Genomic DNA, 17049 nt, shown 5'->3' with positions numbered 1-17049 from the left:
CGTTGCCTATCACAGAACCCATAATTTCTTGAAAAATCTTGATCTGTGTCGATGCGGAAGGCTTTCAAATCTGATTTAGCGCAAAAAACCATCATCCCCGTGTGAAGTTAACGGTCGCAAGCTGCCCGGCTTCATCCATCACCACCAGTTGATAGTCACCAGAGCGATCAAGACGCAGCGACAGCGTGCCGCTCTGGTTTTCCGCCGTCACGGGTTCACCGTTCAAAAACCACCAGCGCTGATTACCCTGCCCGCCCTGTGCCGCAACCGGCATGACCAGGGTGGAATTACCCGGCAACGGCTGCACCCGTTGCCCGTCAATGACGCCTGTGACAATCAGCGGCGCACTGCTGCCCTGCGTAAGTGGCGGGCACTGACTGTCGATAGCCGGTAACCGCTGACGCCGTCGCTCCTGCAAGGGTAGCCAGGCTTCCAGCGGTAAGGGCCACAGTAAACGATCGTGGCTGACAGCGTGCGGACAGTCAGCCGCCACGCGGCGGCCCTGGTCATTTAGCCAGTAGCGCAACCGTAAACCGCTGAGGCTTTCCTGGCCCGATGCCAGCAAGGTGGGCGGCAACGTGTCATTCAACACCCAGCTCTGGCGGCGCTGGCGGCAGTTTTCATCGCCCACAGGCAGCGGCTGTCCGCCCGGCCAGCAGATGCTGGCCACCGTAACCGATGCGGGACGAGGATCAACGGGCACCTCCTGTCCGGCTAAACGGTTCATTAGTACGCTGTTTACCTGATTCATCACGGGAACGGCAGACGCAAAACCAAACTGCCCTGCGACGGGCGTTGCATCGGGACGGCCAACCCAGACGCCGATCAGATAGCGGGGATTCATGCCCACCGCCCAGGCATCGCGATAGCCATAGCTGGTGCCGGTTTTCCACGCCAGCGGTACAACCGCAGGCAGGTTCCCTTTGCCCGCAGGCTGCGCTTCACCCGCCAGGACACGGCGGATAATCCACGCCGCGCCGGGCGAAAGCAGAGGCCGCTGCTGCAACGGTTGATCGGGCATCCAGCGCAGTTGCGCGGCGTTGCCCCGACGCACGAAAGCGCTGTACGCCGCAACGATCTCGTCCATGCGCGCGCCGGTGCCCCCCAGGATCAATGACAAATTCGGCTCGGCGCCGGGCGGAAAGCGCAGGTTAAGCCCGACATTGCGCAGGCGGGCCGCGACATTTTTGGGACCCAGCGCTTCCAGCACCTGCACCGCAGGCAGATTAAGGGAACGCACCAGCGCTTCGCTGGCGCTGACCGGCCCATGAAAACCGGTATCGAAGTTACCCGGACGGTAGTCGCCAAAACGGCGCGGCACATCCTGCAGCAGCGACTCGGCATGAATCAGCCCGTCATCCAGCGCCATGCCATAAACAAAGGGTTTTAAGATCGATCCCGGTGAGCGTACGCTGGCAATCATATCGACATGCCCGAAGCGGTTGTCGTCAGCAAAGTCAACGGAACCAACATACCCACGTACGGCCATGGTGGTGTGATCGACCACCAGAATGGCCAGCGAGGTGCGCGGCGGCAGCTGATTTTTGATGTTCAGCGTCATACTTTCCAGCTCACGCTGCAGCGACGGGTCCAGCGTTGAGACGATTTTTTCGTGAGTGCTGATCGACAACAGCCGTCGGGCCAGCAAGGGTGCCATCTGCGGCATTTGCCGTGGTGGCAGCCAGACCGGTTCCTGGCGGATCTCGGCCACCTGACGCGCAGACCAGACGTGATATTGCGCCAGACGGTCCAGCACTTTATTACGTGCCGCCTCAGCCCGTTCCGGCCAGCGGTCGGGCCGCAGGCGGCTGGGTGACTGCGGCAGCACGGCCAGCAAGGCGGCTTCCCCGCGGGTTAACTGCGACGGGGATTTGCCCAGCCAGCTCCAGCTGGCTGCGCCAATACCTTCCAGCGTGCCGCCAAAGGGCGCGCGATTAAGATAAAGCGTCAGGATGTCGCGTTTTGACAGGTGCCACTCCAGTTGGAGGGCACGCCATGTCTGAATCAGCTTGCCGCGCAGCGTCCGCGGCTGCGGGTCGATAAGCCGTGCCACCTGCATCGTTAAAGTGCTGCCACCGGAAATCACACTACGATAGCGAAGATTCTGCCAGGCGGCCCGCAGCACAGACAGCGGATTAATACCAGGGTGATACCAGAACCAGCGATCTTCATAGGTCAGCAACGCCTGGATATAGGCGGGCGAAACCTCTTCCGGCGTGACCGGATAGCGCCAGATCCCCTGACTGTCGGCAAATCGCCACAACGGCGTACCGTCCTCCGCAACCACCACTCGCGCAGGCTGGACCGCTTTAAGCGGCAGTGGTGACAGCCGGTCCAGTATCAGCAGCGCAAGCAGCAGCCCCAGAACACAAAGCGGCAGCGCCAGCAGCCACCGCTTTCTGATGTGCCTGATCACGCACGCACCCGATTACTGTACATGCAGCTGCTGCGGTGTGCTGCCAATGGCGCGCCATTCGGGCACGTACATGGATTCCACCTGCGGCGGGGGCAATTGATAGCGCCCCGGTGTAACTGCCCGCGCCAGATAAATCAGCGTGGTGGGACGATACGTATCGACGGCCAGAGCGGCAACAAAGCGGTCATCACGGAACTCAATATGCCTGATGCTGGCCTGTTGCATATCCATCATGCTCTCTTTTAAGGCATCGGCGCTGTCCCCCAGACTGGCACTGCTGTCCGCCAGGTTCTGATTTTCCAGCTCCAGACCGGCGGGCAATAAATCCACCACCAGCGCATCGCTAATGCTGCGTTTGGCTGAGACCGTCAGGCGCACCACCAGCAGTTCTCCGCTGCGCAGATTATTCAAATCGGCAGCCTGCCCATCCAGCGTAAAGTACTCGCGTTTAATCGCCATCATATGGCTGACTGGCGCAGGTGGACTCAGCGGATAGCCGACCACGTTCAGACTGGCGTACAGCGGCGTGCTGCCGACATTACGTACGTCAACGCCCTGAGTCAGTTGCTGATGATCCAGTCCTTTATTTAGCGGCGCATCTCCACTCACAGGCTGATCGCTACCCGGAAGTTGCGCCTGCCAGCGTTGCCCGTTGGCGGTTTGCAGCGTCCGGGCCGCCAGGTAAAGGGCATTATTCTCCTGAGTAGAGAACCAGCGCTTGCCCGTCACCTCTTTAGACAGTGACAGCAGCAGGCTGTTTTGCAGGTCCGGCTGCAGCTGATTTTCAGCCAGCAGCGCAATCATCATGCCCTGATCGCGCACGGTACTGCCGTAGTCGCCAAACCAGCGGTTCTCAGCGCGTGGCAGCGTTGCCCCCTGCATCACCGCCAGTTGCGCACGCTGTTCATCACCCATTAGCTTCAGCGCAATGCCCAACTGCATCAGCGCCAGGCCCGACTGGGCCTTGTCACGCTTTTCATACAGCGCACGTAAGGCACCCAGCGGTGCCCGCTGCTGGCGCGCCAGCACCAGTCCGGCATAAGCCTGCACGCTGAAACGTAACGCTTCGACGTGCTGGCTGCCGCCTCCGGTGATCTGCGCCGGGTCCTGAAGATAACGCAGCAGGCGCGCGTTCGCCCGGCTGACAACCTCATCAGGCAACGCATAGCCCGCCTCACTGGCGCGCAGTAAGAAATCCGTTACGTAAGGCGTTAACCAGAATTCTTCTTCGCTCTGTTTGCCCCATAAACCAAAGCTGCCGTCCGCGCGCTGCATGCCCGCCAACCGGGCAATACCGGTTTCCACCGCTGCCCGGCGAACCTCATCAGAGCTGGTTTTGATACCCATGGCGGTAAGTTGCGCCTGGCTGGTGTACAACGATGGCCACAGCCCGCTCGCCGTTTGCTCCAGACAACCGTAGGGATAGGCATAAAGCGCACTGATATAGCGCGCAATATTCAACGGTGGGCGATTACTCAGCGTCAGTTGTCCACTGAGCGTAGCCGCGTCCAGGCCGGCAAAGGCTGCAGCCGTTACCTGCCACGGCTGCTCACCGTTGATCACCGCGTCAAAACTGAGCGTCTGGGCCGGATAAGGGGGCCTGACGCCAATTTTCCACTGCTGCTGGCTGGGCCGCACCTGCTCACCCGGCAGATTCAGGCCCGAAATCGTGACCTGAACGTCACCGTCACCAAAACCATTTTGCGCGGTGACCGGCACCTGTAGCGTTTTCCGCTCACCTTTGGCCAGCGTCACGTTTTGCGTGGCCGCGCCGGACAGCGCAATCAGCCCCCGGGCTGCGAGATCCACCTTCAGCGTTTGCGGTAAATCAGTCAGGTTGGTGATATCCAGCGCCAGCGATGCGCTGTCGCCGCTGGCCAGGAAGCGCGGCGTGGCCAGTTCACTGACCAGCGGCGCCGCCACAACCAGCTTGCGCTCTGCCGCGCCAAAGCTGTCATCGCTCCAGACCTGCGTCATCAGGCGCAGTTCACCGTTAAATGCCGGGACAGGGAGCGTGATCGAGCCCTTGCCGTTTTTATCCAGCGTAACAGCCTGTAGCTGCTGCGCCACAATGTTGACGTGGGTAACGGGTTTCTTGCCGCCGCGCGTCAGCGTGTCGTCTTCGCCGTCGCCGCCAAAGCGCAGCGCTGCCAGGCGTCCGCCGCCTTCAATCAACTGCCCAAACACATCGTACTGGTCGACGTTATAACGTTTACGGCCGAAAAAGGCCTGCCAGGGATCCGGGGTTTTGTAATCCGTCACGCTCAAAACCCCGCTGTCCACCGCCGACAGCAGCACATGCACCTTCTCCGGCAGCGGGCCGCCTTCACGACTGGCCTGCACATTGACCGTCAGGTTCTGCTCAGGGCGAACCTTTTCGGGCGCATCCAGCGTCAGGGTCAGGCGGCGCGCGTCGGTCGCCATCGGCAGATGTAGCAGTCCGACGGCACGTTTTGGCGTAGCGCCGCTGGTCTTGTCCCCTTCCCGTACGACAATGGCACTAAAATAGAGATCGTGACGCTGCCAGCTGTTGGCAATCGGCACATCCACCGTCGTCCCGCCCTGCGGAACGGTCAGCGGCTGCCACCACAGCGTGCCGCTGCTGGACTCAACCATCAGATAGCCCTTACCGGCCGTGGGCGATTCCACCTGCAGATGCACGGTTTCTCCGGGCTGATAAGCGGCTTTGTCTAAGCGGAGTTTGACCTGATCCGGGCGCAGAGCGCCCGTACCATTAGTATTATCCTGCCAGTCATAGCCCGCCTGAAAACGCACGCTGCTGACAATTTTTTCACCCGCCTGCACTTCCAGTCGGTAGCTGCCCCACTCGACCGGGAAGCTGACTTTGGTACTGCCCTCAGCGGGCACCGTAATCGATCGCTCATCTTCCTGCAGATCTTTCGCGTCGTAGCGTGACTGCCAGCCTTCACTGTCAGAGAAGCTCCAGTAGTAGTCACGACGTTCGCGAATCAAGCGCACATTCAGCTTTTCTGCCGCCAGCTTTTCGCCCTGACTGTTGGCGTAAACAATGTCAAAATCGGCCAGGCTGTTTTCCGGCACGGTCGGCTCATCGCGATAACTGTCACTGCGGTAATCGTAGATCGACTTGTTGCCGAACAGGGGGCGAATGCCCGGCAGCGCCTCCGCGGGCCAGATCGCCTGAGTGGCACGTCGGGTCACAGGCCGTCCACCCGTTTCCAGCAGGCTGGCCTGTAAAATCAGGTTTAGCGGCGAGTGAAGCTGGTCCCACTGATTCTCGACGGTTAGCTGGGCTTTGCCGTTCGCATCCAGTTTGATATCCACATCACCCAGGCTGCGTTTGACGCCCTCCTCAGTGATATCCCCAAACTGATAGCCAGGCAGCGCTGCCACCGCGTCCCGGGCAGGACGTAGATAGAGCTGCCCCTGCAGCGCATTCCCCGCCGCAGGCGCACCATAGAGATAACGCCCCTCAACGTTAAAGGTGATATCCGCATCGGCAGGCTGAGGTTGCTCATCGTTTTTCAGCGTCAGCGCCATGCGCTCTGGCAGGAAATCTTCGACGCGGAAATGCCACTGACGCGGCAGGTTATCACCGGTGTTAAGTCGCAGCATCCAGCCACCAGTCATGGCGGTCGTGGGCAGGCTGAATCGCTGCTGATACAACCCGTCCTGCGGTTGCCAGACAAAGGTGCGCACCACTTCACCGTCGGGCTGTACCACTTCGGCTTTAACCGGCTGGGCCGGTAACGGTTTGCCATCAGCATCACGCAGCAGCGCATTGACGATCACCGTTTCGCCGGGACGGTAGATATCGCGCGGGCCAAACACGAACAGCTGCTTGTCATAGCCCTCCGGTCCCGCCACGGGAAATTCGGCTAAATCTAATGCCGGGCGAGCCAGATCGATGAGGGAGGTTTGATCGCCCTGTATTGCCAACAGGAACTTGCCCTTGTCTTCGGCTTTCAGACGCACATGCCCGCTGCTGTCGCTGGTGCCGTTTTGCAGGACCTGCCCTTTATCGTTCAGGACTCTGACATTGACGCCTGAGAGCGGATCGCCGTTTTCCAGACTCTGGGCAAACAGCTCAAACTGGCCCGGAAAACGGTGCAGTGACAGGCCGATATCGCTCAGGGTGAAGAGCGTGGCTGGCATACTGTAATGATACGTGCCGGCCTGTTTCATCACGGCCAGATAAACGCCCGGTTGCTGAAGCGGCTTGATGTCTTTTAGCGGCAGCTGCAGTTTTTCCCGCGTATTACGTGCCGGGTTAAGCTCAAAGCGGCCGCTGTAAACCAGCTCACTGGTTTTAAGCAGCTCCTGAGATTGCCAGGTTGAGAGATTACTCCCGTTATTCCACTGGGACAGGAATTGCGCCAGGCCCGCGTTTTTAATCCTGAAAAAATCGACATCCACCTGATCGACATTCAAGGCCAGCACCGGCAGGCCCTGCGCAATACGCAATGGTAGCAAAGAACCGCGACTGGCGAAGCCCACCATCGGCTCAATGTCGCGCGTGGTGATTTTTTGGCTGTAAGCCGCGGTCAGCGTTTCACCACTGGCGGCGCGCAAGCCCGGATCGACGGTCACAGTAAAGTGCCGTGAGGGTTCAGGATGGCGAAAACGCAGCGCCTTGCGATTCCCGGACAGCTCCCAACCGCCATCCACCTTGCCGCGCTGATCGTCCGTAAGCCGGACTTTTTTGGCCACGTCCTGCTTATCATCAAGCGGCTGATTGAACGTTAACACCAGTGCGGCGGCACCATCGAGCTGGAGCTCGGAGAGGTCGATAATGCTCAGCGGCTTACTGACCTGCGCACTGGCGGCAGGCGTTTCAGCGCTGACGGAAAAAGCAGGTAACGTGGCGGCAGACAGCAGCGCCCCGCCGATCAGCATGCTGAACAGCAGCCGGTTAATGCGTTGTTTCATGGTAAATCCTTCACCGTGCCCCAGGGGAATTGTTTTATAATGCTGCACGATTTCACATCAACCTTCGCATTTAATCAACGCTTCTCTTGAGATGGTGGGCACATTGCCCGACACTGGCATCACAGATTGCAGAGAAGAGGTTGTTATGACGACGCCACTGTTTGTGTCCGCCGACTGGTTACAAGAACATTTTAATGACGGCACGCTCCAGGTTCTGGATGCGCGTATGCTGCCGCCGGGCATGGAAGCCACGCGCGATATTCAAAAAGAATATCTGGCGGAGCATTTGCCTGGTGCGCCTTTTTTCAATATTGAAACGCTTTCCGATCACACCAGCCCTTATCCCCACATGTTACCCCGGGCCGAAAGCTTCGCGGTGGCGATGCGCGAACTGGGCATCAACAGTGATAAGCATTTGATTGTTTATGATGAAGGCAATCTGTTTTCTGCGCCCCGCGCGTGGTGGATGCTGCGCGCCTTTGGCGTGGCGCAGGTCTCCATTCTGGCTGGCGGTCTGCAGGGCTGGAAAACGGCGGGTTATGCGCTGGCTGAGGGCGAGGTCAGTCTGCCGGAAGGTGAGTTTGATGCACAGTTCGATGAGGGCCTGGTGAAACGCCTGACGGATGTCTTGCTGATTAGCCATGAAGGCGGCGCGCAAATTGTCGATGCGCGCGCGGCGAACCGTTTTAATGCTGAGGTCGATGAACCCCGTCCGGGATTGCACCGTGGGCACATTCCCAACAGCCTTAATCTGCCCTGGAATACCCTGGTCGAGCAGGGCGCACTCAAGCCGGAAGCCGAACTGCGTTCACGCTTTGCGGAAGCCGGTGTGGATATCAGCAAACCCATCGTAGCCAGCTGTGGCTCTGGCGTGACTGCGGTGGTGTTGATTCTGGCGCTGACGGCTCTGGGTGCAAGGGAAGTGACGCTGTATGACGGATCCTGGTCCGAATGGGGCAGCCGGGATGATTTGCCGATTGCGAAGTAACGGTAAACGCGCGGCCGAACAGGCCGCGCAGTGTGTCAGATGATCCGCTGACCACCTTTGAACTCACGCAGGAAACTGCCCCAGCGGCGTTCATAAAAGGGCGTAATGTGCGCGGTAAAGAAGTGACTGATTCCGCGGTCCTCTGCCGTAATCTCACACACATCAATGGGTGCATCATCCAGTAATGTATCGGTGGCTACGCTGCCGGCCGCCTGAATAATTGCCTCAATATCGCTGTCCGCTTCAATACCAATCAACAGATTAGGCACATCATCCGCCTGTTCACGAATGCTGGCAATGAAAGCGCGTTTAACCTGCTTGTATTTGCTGAACAACTGCGTCAGCGAGTCGATCATCTGCGCGGGCGGTTCCGCGATTTCTGACAGCAGCAGTGACTGACCGCCTTCCAGCACCGTTTGCTGCATCAGGGCACTGCCCTCTTCCCCCAGCAGATGACTGATTTCCGCCGCAGAAAACTCTTTGCCCGTGGGCAACTTTGGATTAAGAAACAGCGTTTCGCCACGGGTCATTTCAAACAGCGTACGTACCGGCAGCCGCACATAAGGCTGCTCATCGTTGATCGCCTCGCTCATCGCCTGTTCGGAGGTAAAAAACGGGATCACACTGCTGCCATCTTCTTTTTCCCAGTGCTGCAGGTCGACAGGCGTGCTGGCATCCAACTGCTGCTGGGTGCTTTCCCCCGGCACCCATGCATCAGCCTCCAGCAGTAGCTGAAAAAACTCAGGACGATGGGCAGGCTCCGTGGCGGCCAGCTTCAGCACCTCTTCAAGACGGTTCATCATTCACTTCTACCTTCAAAAAGCGGTGACCAGGTCACCGCGGAGATTGCATTTATTTCAGTAACAGGTTGGCGATAGTGCGCACGCCCAGCCCGGTTGCGCCTGCCGACCATTGATCGACCGCGCTCTTACGGTACGTCGCCGAGCAGTCGATATGTAACCAGCCCTGCTGATAGTGGCTGACGAAATAGGACAGGAACGCCGCCGCGCTGCTGGCACCGGCAGAATGTGCCGGGCTGGCGATGTTATTCAGATCGGCAAAGTTTGACGGCAGATGACTGCGATGGAACTCAGCCAGCGGCAAACGCCAGAACGGTTCGTTTTCACTGACCGCACTGCCCATCACCGACTGCGCCAGCACATCGTCGAAGGTAAACAAGGCGTGATAATCATTGCCCACCGCCGTTTTCGCGGCACCGGTCAGCGTTGCCGCATCGATCAGCAGCGTCGGATTCTGCTCGCTGGCATCGATCAGACCATCTGCCAGGACCAGACGACCTTCCGCATCGGTGTTCATCACTTCTACCGACTTGCCATTGCGGTAACGAATGATGTCACCCAGCTTAAAGGCGTTGCTGCTGACCATGTTATCCGCGCAGCACAGGTAGAGTTTGACGCGCTTTTTCAGTCCGCGCGCGATGGCCATGGCCAGTGCACCGGTCACCGTCGCGGCACCGCCCATATCTGACTTCATGGAGTCCATGGTGGCACTGGTTTTGAGGCTGTAGCCACCGGTATCGAAGGTAATCCCTTTACCGACCAGGCAGGCGTAAACCGGCGCTTCGCTGTCGCCGGTGGGATTAAAATCCAGTGCCAGGAAAACCGGCGGACGGTTTGAGCCCCGTCCTACCGTGTGCAGGCCCATATAGCCTTGCTCACGTAAATCATCGCCTTTGGTAATGCGATAGCTGACCGCTTCGCCACCTAACTCGCTCAGTAAATCTACGGCACTGTGTGCCAGCGTCTCTGGCCCTAAATCATCTGCAGGCAGGTTAATCGTATCGCGCACCCAGCCTACGATCTTACGGCGGCGATCAAATTCCGCCTGTTCATGTTCACCCAACTGCGGCCAGTCAACGCTGTTTTTGGCTTTCGGGCTGCGATAGCCCTGCCAGAAGGCCCAGCACTGCTCCAGATGCCAGCCTTCGCCCGTCAGGGCAACATGACGAATGCCCTGCCCATCCAGCTTACGCGCGGCACGCTGGATGCTCATCAACGCATCGGCTTCACGCAGGTGCACGGTCATACCGTTTTCATTGCTGCTTAACAGTGCTTTTTCACCCCAGCGCGCATCGGCGGGCTGGTTGCTGAGCGTGATATTCATCGGTTGTGTACTCATTGTAGGGCTCCGTATTTGTTATTCGTTTCATCCAGCCTGTTTTAGCGACGGCTTTTCATACAGATGTTACGCCGCACACCGCAGGCGTTGCCGGTGCGCAGTGGTCAGCCTCTTCAGGCCTGATTATGACTTCATGAGTTCACGCAGGCGCGTCACGGACTTCTGCACCAGCGCAATGGCATAATCGATCTCTTCTTCAGTGGTGAACCGCCCCAGTGAGAAGCGAAGTGAACTGTGGGCCAGTTCTTCGTTCAGACCGAGTGCGCGCAGAACATAGGAAGGTTCCAGACTGGCGGAAGTACAGGCCGATCCGGACGACAGCGCAAGATCTTTCAGCGCCATGATCAACGACTCACCTTCAACATCAGCAAAACTGACGTTAAGTATGTTGGCGCAGCTGTGTTGCAAATCACCATTCACCGTTACGCCGCCTGTCTCACGGATGCCGTGCCACAGTTTGTCACGCAACAGCGACAAGCGAGCCATCTCTTCTTCACGCACCGCTTTGGCAATGCGGTAAGCCTCACCCATGCCGACAATCTGGTGCACCGGTAAGGTGCCCGATCGCATATTGCGCTCGTGACCGCCGCCGTGGATCTGCGCATCAATCTGGATACGCGGCTTACGACGGACATAGAGCGCGCCAATGCCTTTAGGACCATAAACTTTATGACCGGAAAACGACATCAGATCAACAGGCAGTTCAGCGAGATCGATAGCCAGTTTCCCGACGCTTTGCGTCGCATCCACGTGGAACAGGATGCCCCGCTCCCGGCACAGGGCGCCCAGCGCAGCGATATCCTGAATCACACCGATTTCGTTATTCACATGCATGATGGAAACCAGCACCGTGTCGTCACGTAGCGCGGCGCGCAGGTCGTCAGGCGCGATCAGGCCATTCGCTGCTGGCGTCAGCCAGGTGATCTCAAAGCCTTCACGTTCAAGTTGCAGGCAGGTATCAATGACCGCTTTATGTTCGGTTACGCTGGTGACGATGTGTTTACCACGCGACTGGTGGAAATGGGCTGCGCCTTTAATGGCGAGATTGTCGGATTCGGTGGCCCCGGAGGTGAAGACGATTTCACGTGGGTCAGCATTGACCAGCTCCGCGACCTGATTGCGCGCAACGTCCACCGCCTCTTCTGCCTGCCAGCCGAAACGGTGCGAACGGGAGGCCGGGTTACCAAACGTGCCATCCAGCGTCAGGAATTGCATCATTTTGCTGGCCACACGCGGATCGGCCGGCGTCGTGGCGGCATAATCCAGGTAAATCGGTAATTTCATTGCGCTACAGCTCCGTATAAAAAATCATACGTATTTATAGCAGATTCAGCCCCTGCCGCGTTAGCAGTAAGGGCCGGAGAAGCAGAGGATTAGGAGGCGCGGAGGTTAACGTTGATTTCCTGTGCGCGGGCGTGCTGGAAACGACGATTGTCGTTAGCATTCTGGCGGTCGGCCACATCCAGGATTTCCTGATTATTCACCAGCTCAGCCAGCGTAATGTTGTTCAGGAATTCGCTAATACGGACACTCAGGTCACGCCACAACACATGGGTCAGACAGCGCTCGCCACCCTGACAGCCTTCTTTGCCCTGGCATTTGGTGGCGTCCACAGATTCATCAACCGCGGTGATCACTTCACCCACCGCAATCGCGCTGGCTTCTTTGCCCAGCAGATAACCGCCACCCGGACCACGAACGCTGGATACCAGATTGTGCTTACGTAACCGCGAGAACAGCTGCTCCAGATAAGAGAGCGATATACCCTGGCGTTCAGAGATGTCAGCCAGTGGAACAGGGCCCTGGTGAGAATGCAGGGCAACGTCCAGCATAGCGGTAACAGCGTAACGTCCTTTGGATGTCAGTCTCATAGCATACAACCTCAATAGCGTCCGGTTATCGGAGGATTAGCGAAGATGACGGCAAGTCTGACATTCCCGAGTAATTTGGTCAACTATTTAACCAAGTAATTTACTCAACTATTTAACCTGGCGTTTTACTCAACTATTCAGGGCCGTTTTGTTTCGGTCCTTTACGCTTCTCAAACGAGGCGAGCATCCCGCGCAGAATATTGAGTTCGTCGCGCTCAGGACGGGCACGCGTATACAGACGACGCAGCTTGCTCATTACCTGGCCGGGATTGGCTTCACGGATAAATCCGCTTTCCAGCATCATCTGTTCCATGTGCTGGTAGAAACGCTCCAGGTCGTCAACCAGCGGATAAGGTGATTCCTCGTACTGCGGTTTGGGACTGGCGTTGTCCTGCGCCTGCAGCCAGGCCATGCGGACTTCATAGGCAATGATCTGCACCGCCATCGCCAGGTTAAGCGAGCTGTATTCCGGGTTCGCCTGGATGGCCACATGATAATGGCACTTTTGCAATTCATCGTTAGTCAGCCCGACACGCTCACGACCAAATACCAGGGCGACGGGGGCCTGCCGGGCCTCTTCAATACTTTTCAGGCCACATTCACGTGAATCCAGCATCGGCCACGGCAGCGAGCGGGAACGTGCACTGGTGCCGACCACCAGACTGCATCCGGCAATCGCGTCATCCAGTGAGTCGACAATTTTCGCCTCGCCAATCACGTCACTGGCCCCGGCAGCCAGCGAGATAGCCTGTGAATCCGGCTTCACTAGCGGATTGACCAAATAGAGGTTAGTTAAGCCCATAGTTTTCATCGCGCGCGCGACGGAGCCCATGTTGCCGGTGTGAGAAGTTTCTACCAGTACGATACGAATATTTTGCAGCATAATTGGGATCGGTCAGAAAATGATGACGCGTACTCTAACATAAAGCAGGACATTTACCGAACACCCTGCTATACTCCGCGCCGTTTTCCCCGTTCTTTAACATCCAGCGAGAGATACCGATGCATCCAATGCTCAACATTGCCGTGCGCGCAGCGCGCAAGGCCGGAAATTTAATTGCCAAGAATTATGAAACCCCGGACGCCGTCGAAGCCAGCCAGAAAGGCAGTAACGACTTCGTAACCAATGTTGACCGCGACGCAGAACGCCTGATTATCGAAGTGATTCGTAAATCCTACCCGAAGCACACCATTATTACTGAAGAGAGTGGTGAACTTGAAGGTGAAGATCAGGACATTCAATGGGTAATCGATCCGCTGGATGGCACGACCAACTTTATCAAACGCCTGCCCCACTTCTCTGTTTCTATCGCCGTACGCATTAAAGGCCGTACTGAAGTGGCGGTGGTATATGATCCTATGCGTAATGAACTGTTCAGTGCCGTACGTGGCCAGGGCGCGCAGCTTAACGGCTACCGTCTGCGCGGCAGCATCGCTCGCGATCTGGATGGCACCATTCTGGCGACCGGTTTCCCGTTCAAGCTAAAACAGCACGCGCCGGCTTACATGAACATCATGACCAAACTGTTCACACAGTGTGCGGACTTCCGTCGTACCGGCTCTGCCGCACTGGACCTGGCCTATGTTGCCGCAGGTCGTGTGGATGGCTATTTTGAAATCGGTCTGAAACCGTGGGATTTTGCCGCGGGTGAACTGCTGGTGCGTGAAGCGGGCGGACTGGTTACTGACTTCACCGGCAATCATGGTTACCTGCATTCAGGTAACATTGTGGCCGGTAATCCTCGTGTGGTTAAAGCGCTGCTGTCGTCCATGCGCGATGAACTGAGCGAAGCGCTGAAGCGCTAAAGAAAAAGGCGGCACATTCTGTGCCGCCTTTTTTAACGCCTTTCGGTTAGCGACGTTCGTTCGCCAACACCTGACGTGGCTGAGTACGACGTCCCACCATGCCCATCACGCCTGCCAGGACTGCTTCAATAATCAGGATAAAGAAGGCGTACCAGCTGGCTTTCGCTGTCGCTTTAGCCGCCTGCTCACCGGCTTCACGGGCTTTCTGCTCTGCCTGCTGTTTCAGCTCCTGATATTTCTGCATAGCCTGCTGATAGCTCTGCTCTGCCTGATTAACGATCTGCTCTGCTTCCTGATCGCTTTTGCCGGTGCGCGCTTTAATAATATTTTTCAACGCCTCACGATCGGCTGCCTGTAATGTATCAGCATGACGATCAATAACGCCTTTAAACCAGTTAGCTAAATCCGTGTCTGCGGTTTGCGGATGATTAGCGGTGTTATTTGCCTGGTTCTCTGCATTCTGCGCTTCATTATTCGCATCCTGCTTCAGTTTTTCAGGTTGTAATTCAGGCTTGCCTGTTTGACGCAGCGTCGTTTCCAGCTCACGCTGCATGTCATTTAAATTAATATTGTTTTCCTGCAGCTTGTCTTTTGCCATTTGGGTAACAGATGGCGCAGCGGCTGAAATACCCTGACCGACAGCCTGGAAGCCCGTGCCCAGAATGTTCATCGCACCGCCTAATACGCTACTGGCAAGACTGACGGCTAAATAAATCGTTATCACCGTGCTGATGCCAAACATCAGTAACCCATGCAGCGCGCCTTCGCGCTGTGCCAGACGTCCGGCAACATAGGCGCCCGCGACGATGGCGAGAAGCATTTCAATCGCCGTCCACACCAGCGCACCGGTGCCCAGATGTTTAAACGGATTGCCTTCCTGCAGGGGATCAATAGTCGTCGCGCCGATAGCTGTTCCCAGCAGAGTTAATAATATGTGAATTATCAGTGCGCAAATAACACCGGCAAAAACGGCACTCCATGAAATACGTTTTAGGGGCAAACCCGCTGTTCCAGTTACCAGCGGATCGGTGTAGCCATTATTAATACGGGTATCAGCCATGAGATATTTTCCTCGCAAAGCACGGAATCGTTCCGTTTTTATTCATCCCATTATTGGGAGGTGATTTAACTATTAACAGCGTAGACAGTGAAAACAAATTTCACCACTAAACAGTCAGCAGAAAAATAAAAAATAGTGAGGAAAATATTGCAGAATGAGCAGCGAAAAACGCTTTTCGCTGCTATAGAAATCAGAAAGGCCGGATGCCGCCCGCCAACCCCGGCTGAGCAGATTGCCATAACGCACAGCCCGCAACGATTAACATGACGCTTCCCAGCAAAGCCAACAGAGGCAACAGACTGCGTGCGCGATCGCTTATGTGGCTGTTTGCACTCAGCCGTTGCGCCAGCGAACGCGATCGCTGCACCAGCAGACCAATCGCCGAAATGGTCAGGGCCGTTCCCATCGCCATCACCGCCGCCGAGAGGACGCCCCAGAGGTAAACGCCAATCACCTTAGCAAACAGCAGCATCATAATGGCTCCTGAACAGGGCCGCAGCCCCATCGACAGAACCACCAGTAACTGGGTTTTCACGTTAACGGCACCGGCTACCTGCTGTGCACTGGGCAGATGAGCATGACCGCAGCCGCACTGATCATCATGATGATGGTGTGGATGCAGAGCACGAATGTTCATCGCCGGTTTCGGTCGGAACAGTCGCCACAGAGAGTTGACCGCCCGATAACCTGTCCAGATTCCCAGGGCAATCACCAGAAGATAACTGCCCTTCTCCAGCCAGAAACTGCTCAGATGCAACTGGCGTGATGAGGTGTGCAATACCACCAGCATCAGGGTTACCAGAACAATCGCGACTGAACCCTGTAACAGCGATGCCAGCAGCGTCAGCTTCATGCTGGTTTTCAGTTTTGCCGGATGAGTGGCCAGGAAAGTGGTGATAACAACCTTACCGTGCCCAGGTCCTAACGCATGCAGGATGCCGTACACCAGACTAAACGCCAGTAATGACAGGCCAGCCCGGTGCGGATGTTCGGCGACCTGTTGCAGGAGCTGCGTCATCTCGCGGTTGAGAATTTTTTGCCAGAGCACACTTTGCAGCAGAATTTGCGGCCAGTACAGCCAGATCGCGCTGACCGCCGTCACCAGCCCGACCATGAATACTGCCAGTGGCCACAGCCGTTTTTTGGGCCGCGCTATGGTCGTCAGTGACATGTCAGAATCACCGTTTGCGCGAACTGCCTGCCCAGATCCATCTCTTCGGGTGGCGCATCGGCCTTGTCGAGCGATAAGGCATACTGCTTCAACGAGTCATTCGGCTTTGGCGTATGCAAGATGAAGGCGCAGCGTGACTGCAACGCTGGCGGCACGGTTAAGGCGTCAGGCTTGTCATAGAACATGTCGACGAAATACGTGGGATCGAAGGTGAGAATCTCAAAGCGCTGACCGGTTAATGTGGGTGGCTCGGCCAGCGGCAACACAAACTCCAGCACCGCTTTGTTGCCACTGCGTGACAGATTGTATTCTTTTGGTAGATTCAAGAACTTCACCCGCTGCTTGTTATGCCAGATTTCAGAAAAATAATGTTGTCCCAGCACATTCGCCATCACGCCGGCTGCCAGTTTTTTCCAGACCACGGTGCCCGGTTTCGCATCGCTCGCGTCGTAAAGAAGATCGGCGGAGGTAATTTCATCCATGGTCCAGATCATTTTCAGGCCCGTAAACCGATCGCCGTCAGCAACCAGTTCCGTTTTCATATCAATAAAGCTGTGAGGATGTGCCAGTGCTGACGAACTTATCAGGGTTAGCAGTGCGAAAAACATGCGTTTCATAATGTTATAAAGTAACGTTCCTGATAAAAAGGTTTCATAAGTAACAAAATTTTGTGACCCGCCTTAAACCTCT

Annotated in this window: 12 protein-coding genes; 2 read left to right on the top strand and 10 right to left on the bottom strand. The window is 56.8% G+C overall.

The window, feature by feature from the left end; genetic code table 11:
- Window positions 1–91 precede the first annotated feature (91 nt).
- Together pbpC and C1N58_RS02840 are read right to left on the bottom strand one after the other, a co-directional pair.
- Window positions 92–2416, bottom strand: coding sequence for a peptidoglycan glycosyltransferase PbpC (pbpC, locus tag C1N58_RS02845; RefSeq protein ID WP_394515049.1), 2325 nt, complete (start codon window positions 2414–2416; stop codon window positions 92–94).
- Window positions 2417–2428: 12 nt separating this feature from the next.
- Complete coding sequence (locus C1N58_RS02840; RefSeq protein ID WP_394564555.1) at window positions 2429–7324, bottom strand: alpha-2-macroglobulin family protein; 4896 nt, start codon at window positions 7322–7324, stop codon at window positions 2429–2431.
- A 145-nt stretch (window positions 7325–7469) separates the two neighbouring features.
- On the opposite strand from C1N58_RS02840, the gene sseA reads away from it, so the two are divergent.
- On the top strand, window positions 7470–8312 hold the full coding sequence (sseA, locus tag C1N58_RS02835; RefSeq protein ID WP_006120633.1) for a 3-mercaptopyruvate sulfurtransferase: 843 nt from the start codon (window positions 7470–7472) through the stop codon (window positions 8310–8312).
- A gap of 35 nt (window positions 8313–8347) precedes the next feature.
- Here sseA and sseB read toward each other — a convergent pair whose 3' ends face one another.
- From sseB to trmJ, 5 genes are all read right to left on the bottom strand, one after another.
- The gene (gene sseB / locus C1N58_RS02830) at window positions 8348–9112 is read right to left on the bottom strand and encodes an enhanced serine sensitivity protein SseB (RefSeq protein ID WP_172677643.1); all 765 of its coding nucleotides are present in this window, start codon (window positions 9110–9112) and stop codon (window positions 8348–8350) included.
- Between the two features lie 52 nt (window positions 9113–9164).
- Complete coding sequence (gene pepB / locus C1N58_RS02825; RefSeq protein ID WP_033740899.1) at window positions 9165–10451, bottom strand: aminopeptidase PepB; 1287 nt, start codon at window positions 10449–10451, stop codon at window positions 9165–9167.
- 123 nt (window positions 10452–10574) lie between these two features.
- Window positions 10575–11735 (bottom strand): IscS subfamily cysteine desulfurase, encoded by a 1161-nt coding sequence (locus C1N58_RS02820; protein ID WP_033740900.1) that lies wholly within the window; start codon window positions 11733–11735, stop codon window positions 10575–10577.
- An 89-nt stretch (window positions 11736–11824) separates the two neighbouring features.
- Complete coding sequence (iscR, locus tag C1N58_RS02815) at window positions 11825–12322, bottom strand: Fe-S cluster assembly transcriptional regulator IscR (RefSeq protein WP_006120637.1); 498 nt, start codon at window positions 12320–12322, stop codon at window positions 11825–11827.
- 133 nt (window positions 12323–12455) lie between these two features.
- Complete coding sequence (gene trmJ, locus C1N58_RS02810; RefSeq protein ID WP_006120638.1) at window positions 12456–13205, bottom strand: tRNA (cytosine(32)/uridine(32)-2'-O)-methyltransferase TrmJ; 750 nt, start codon at window positions 13203–13205, stop codon at window positions 12456–12458.
- Window positions 13206–13324: 119 nt separating this feature from the next.
- Between trmJ and suhB the strand changes: the two genes are divergently transcribed.
- Entirely contained in the window at window positions 13325–14128 is an 804-nt protein-coding gene (suhB, locus tag C1N58_RS02805) for an inositol-1-monophosphatase (protein ID WP_006120639.1), read from the top strand.
- A 46-nt stretch (window positions 14129–14174) separates the two neighbouring features.
- Here the strand turns inward: suhB and C1N58_RS02800 are convergent, their stop codons facing one another.
- From C1N58_RS02800 to C1N58_RS02790, 3 genes are all read right to left on the bottom strand, one after another.
- On the bottom strand, window positions 14175–15188 hold the full coding sequence (locus C1N58_RS02800; protein ID WP_039339998.1) for a TIGR04086 family membrane protein: 1014 nt from the start codon (window positions 15186–15188) through the stop codon (window positions 14175–14177).
- A gap of 190 nt (window positions 15189–15378) precedes the next feature.
- On the bottom strand, window positions 15379–16359 hold the full coding sequence (locus C1N58_RS02795; protein WP_039340000.1) for a nickel/cobalt transporter: 981 nt from the start codon (window positions 16357–16359) through the stop codon (window positions 15379–15381).
- Complete coding sequence (locus C1N58_RS02790; protein ID WP_110268118.1) at window positions 16350–16976, bottom strand: DUF1007 family protein; 627 nt, start codon at window positions 16974–16976, stop codon at window positions 16350–16352. Before C1N58_RS02790 ends, C1N58_RS02795 begins: the two co-directional genes overlap by 10 nt.
- Between the last annotated feature and the right edge of the window lie 73 nt (window positions 16977–17049).

Source organism: Pantoea sp. SGAir0180 (assembly GCF_043546245.1).
Note: the sequence above shows the minus strand (reverse complement) of the source record. Positions and strands in the feature narration are given on the sequence as shown.

Bases quoted from the DNA above. Each gene is read 5' to 3' on its own strand.
- C1N58_RS02840 (WP_394564555.1), bottom strand. From the start codon at position 7,324: ATGAAACAACGCATTAACCGGCTGCTGTTCAGCATGCTGATCGGCGGG.
- sseA (WP_006120633.1), top strand. From the start codon at position 7,470: ATGACGACGCCACTGTTTGTGTCCGCCGACTGGTTACAAGAACATTTT.
- sseB (WP_172677643.1), bottom strand. From the start codon at position 9,112: ATGAACCGTCTTGAAGAGGTGCTGAAGCTGGCCGCCACGGAGCCTGCC.
- pepB (WP_033740899.1), bottom strand. From the start codon at position 10,451: ATGAGTACACAACCGATGAATATCACGCTCAGCAACCAGCCCGCCGAT.
- C1N58_RS02820 (WP_033740900.1), bottom strand. From the start codon at position 11,735: ATGAAATTACCGATTTACCTGGATTATGCCGCCACGACGCCGGCCGAT.
- iscR (WP_006120637.1), bottom strand. From the start codon at position 12,322: ATGAGACTGACATCCAAAGGACGTTACGCTGTTACCGCTATGCTGGAC.
- trmJ (WP_006120638.1), bottom strand. From the start codon at position 13,205: ATGCTGCAAAATATTCGTATCGTACTGGTAGAAACTTCTCACACCGGC.
- suhB (WP_006120639.1), top strand. From the start codon at position 13,325: ATGCATCCAATGCTCAACATTGCCGTGCGCGCAGCGCGCAAGGCCGGA.
- C1N58_RS02800 (WP_039339998.1), bottom strand. From the start codon at position 15,188: ATGGCTGATACCCGTATTAATAATGGCTACACCGATCCGCTGGTAACT.
- C1N58_RS02795 (WP_039340000.1), bottom strand. From the start codon at position 16,359: ATGTCACTGACGACCATAGCGCGGCCCAAAAAACGGCTGTGGCCACTG.
- C1N58_RS02790 (WP_110268118.1), bottom strand. From the start codon at position 16,976: ATGAAACGCATGTTTTTCGCACTGCTAACCCTGATAAGTTCGTCAGCA.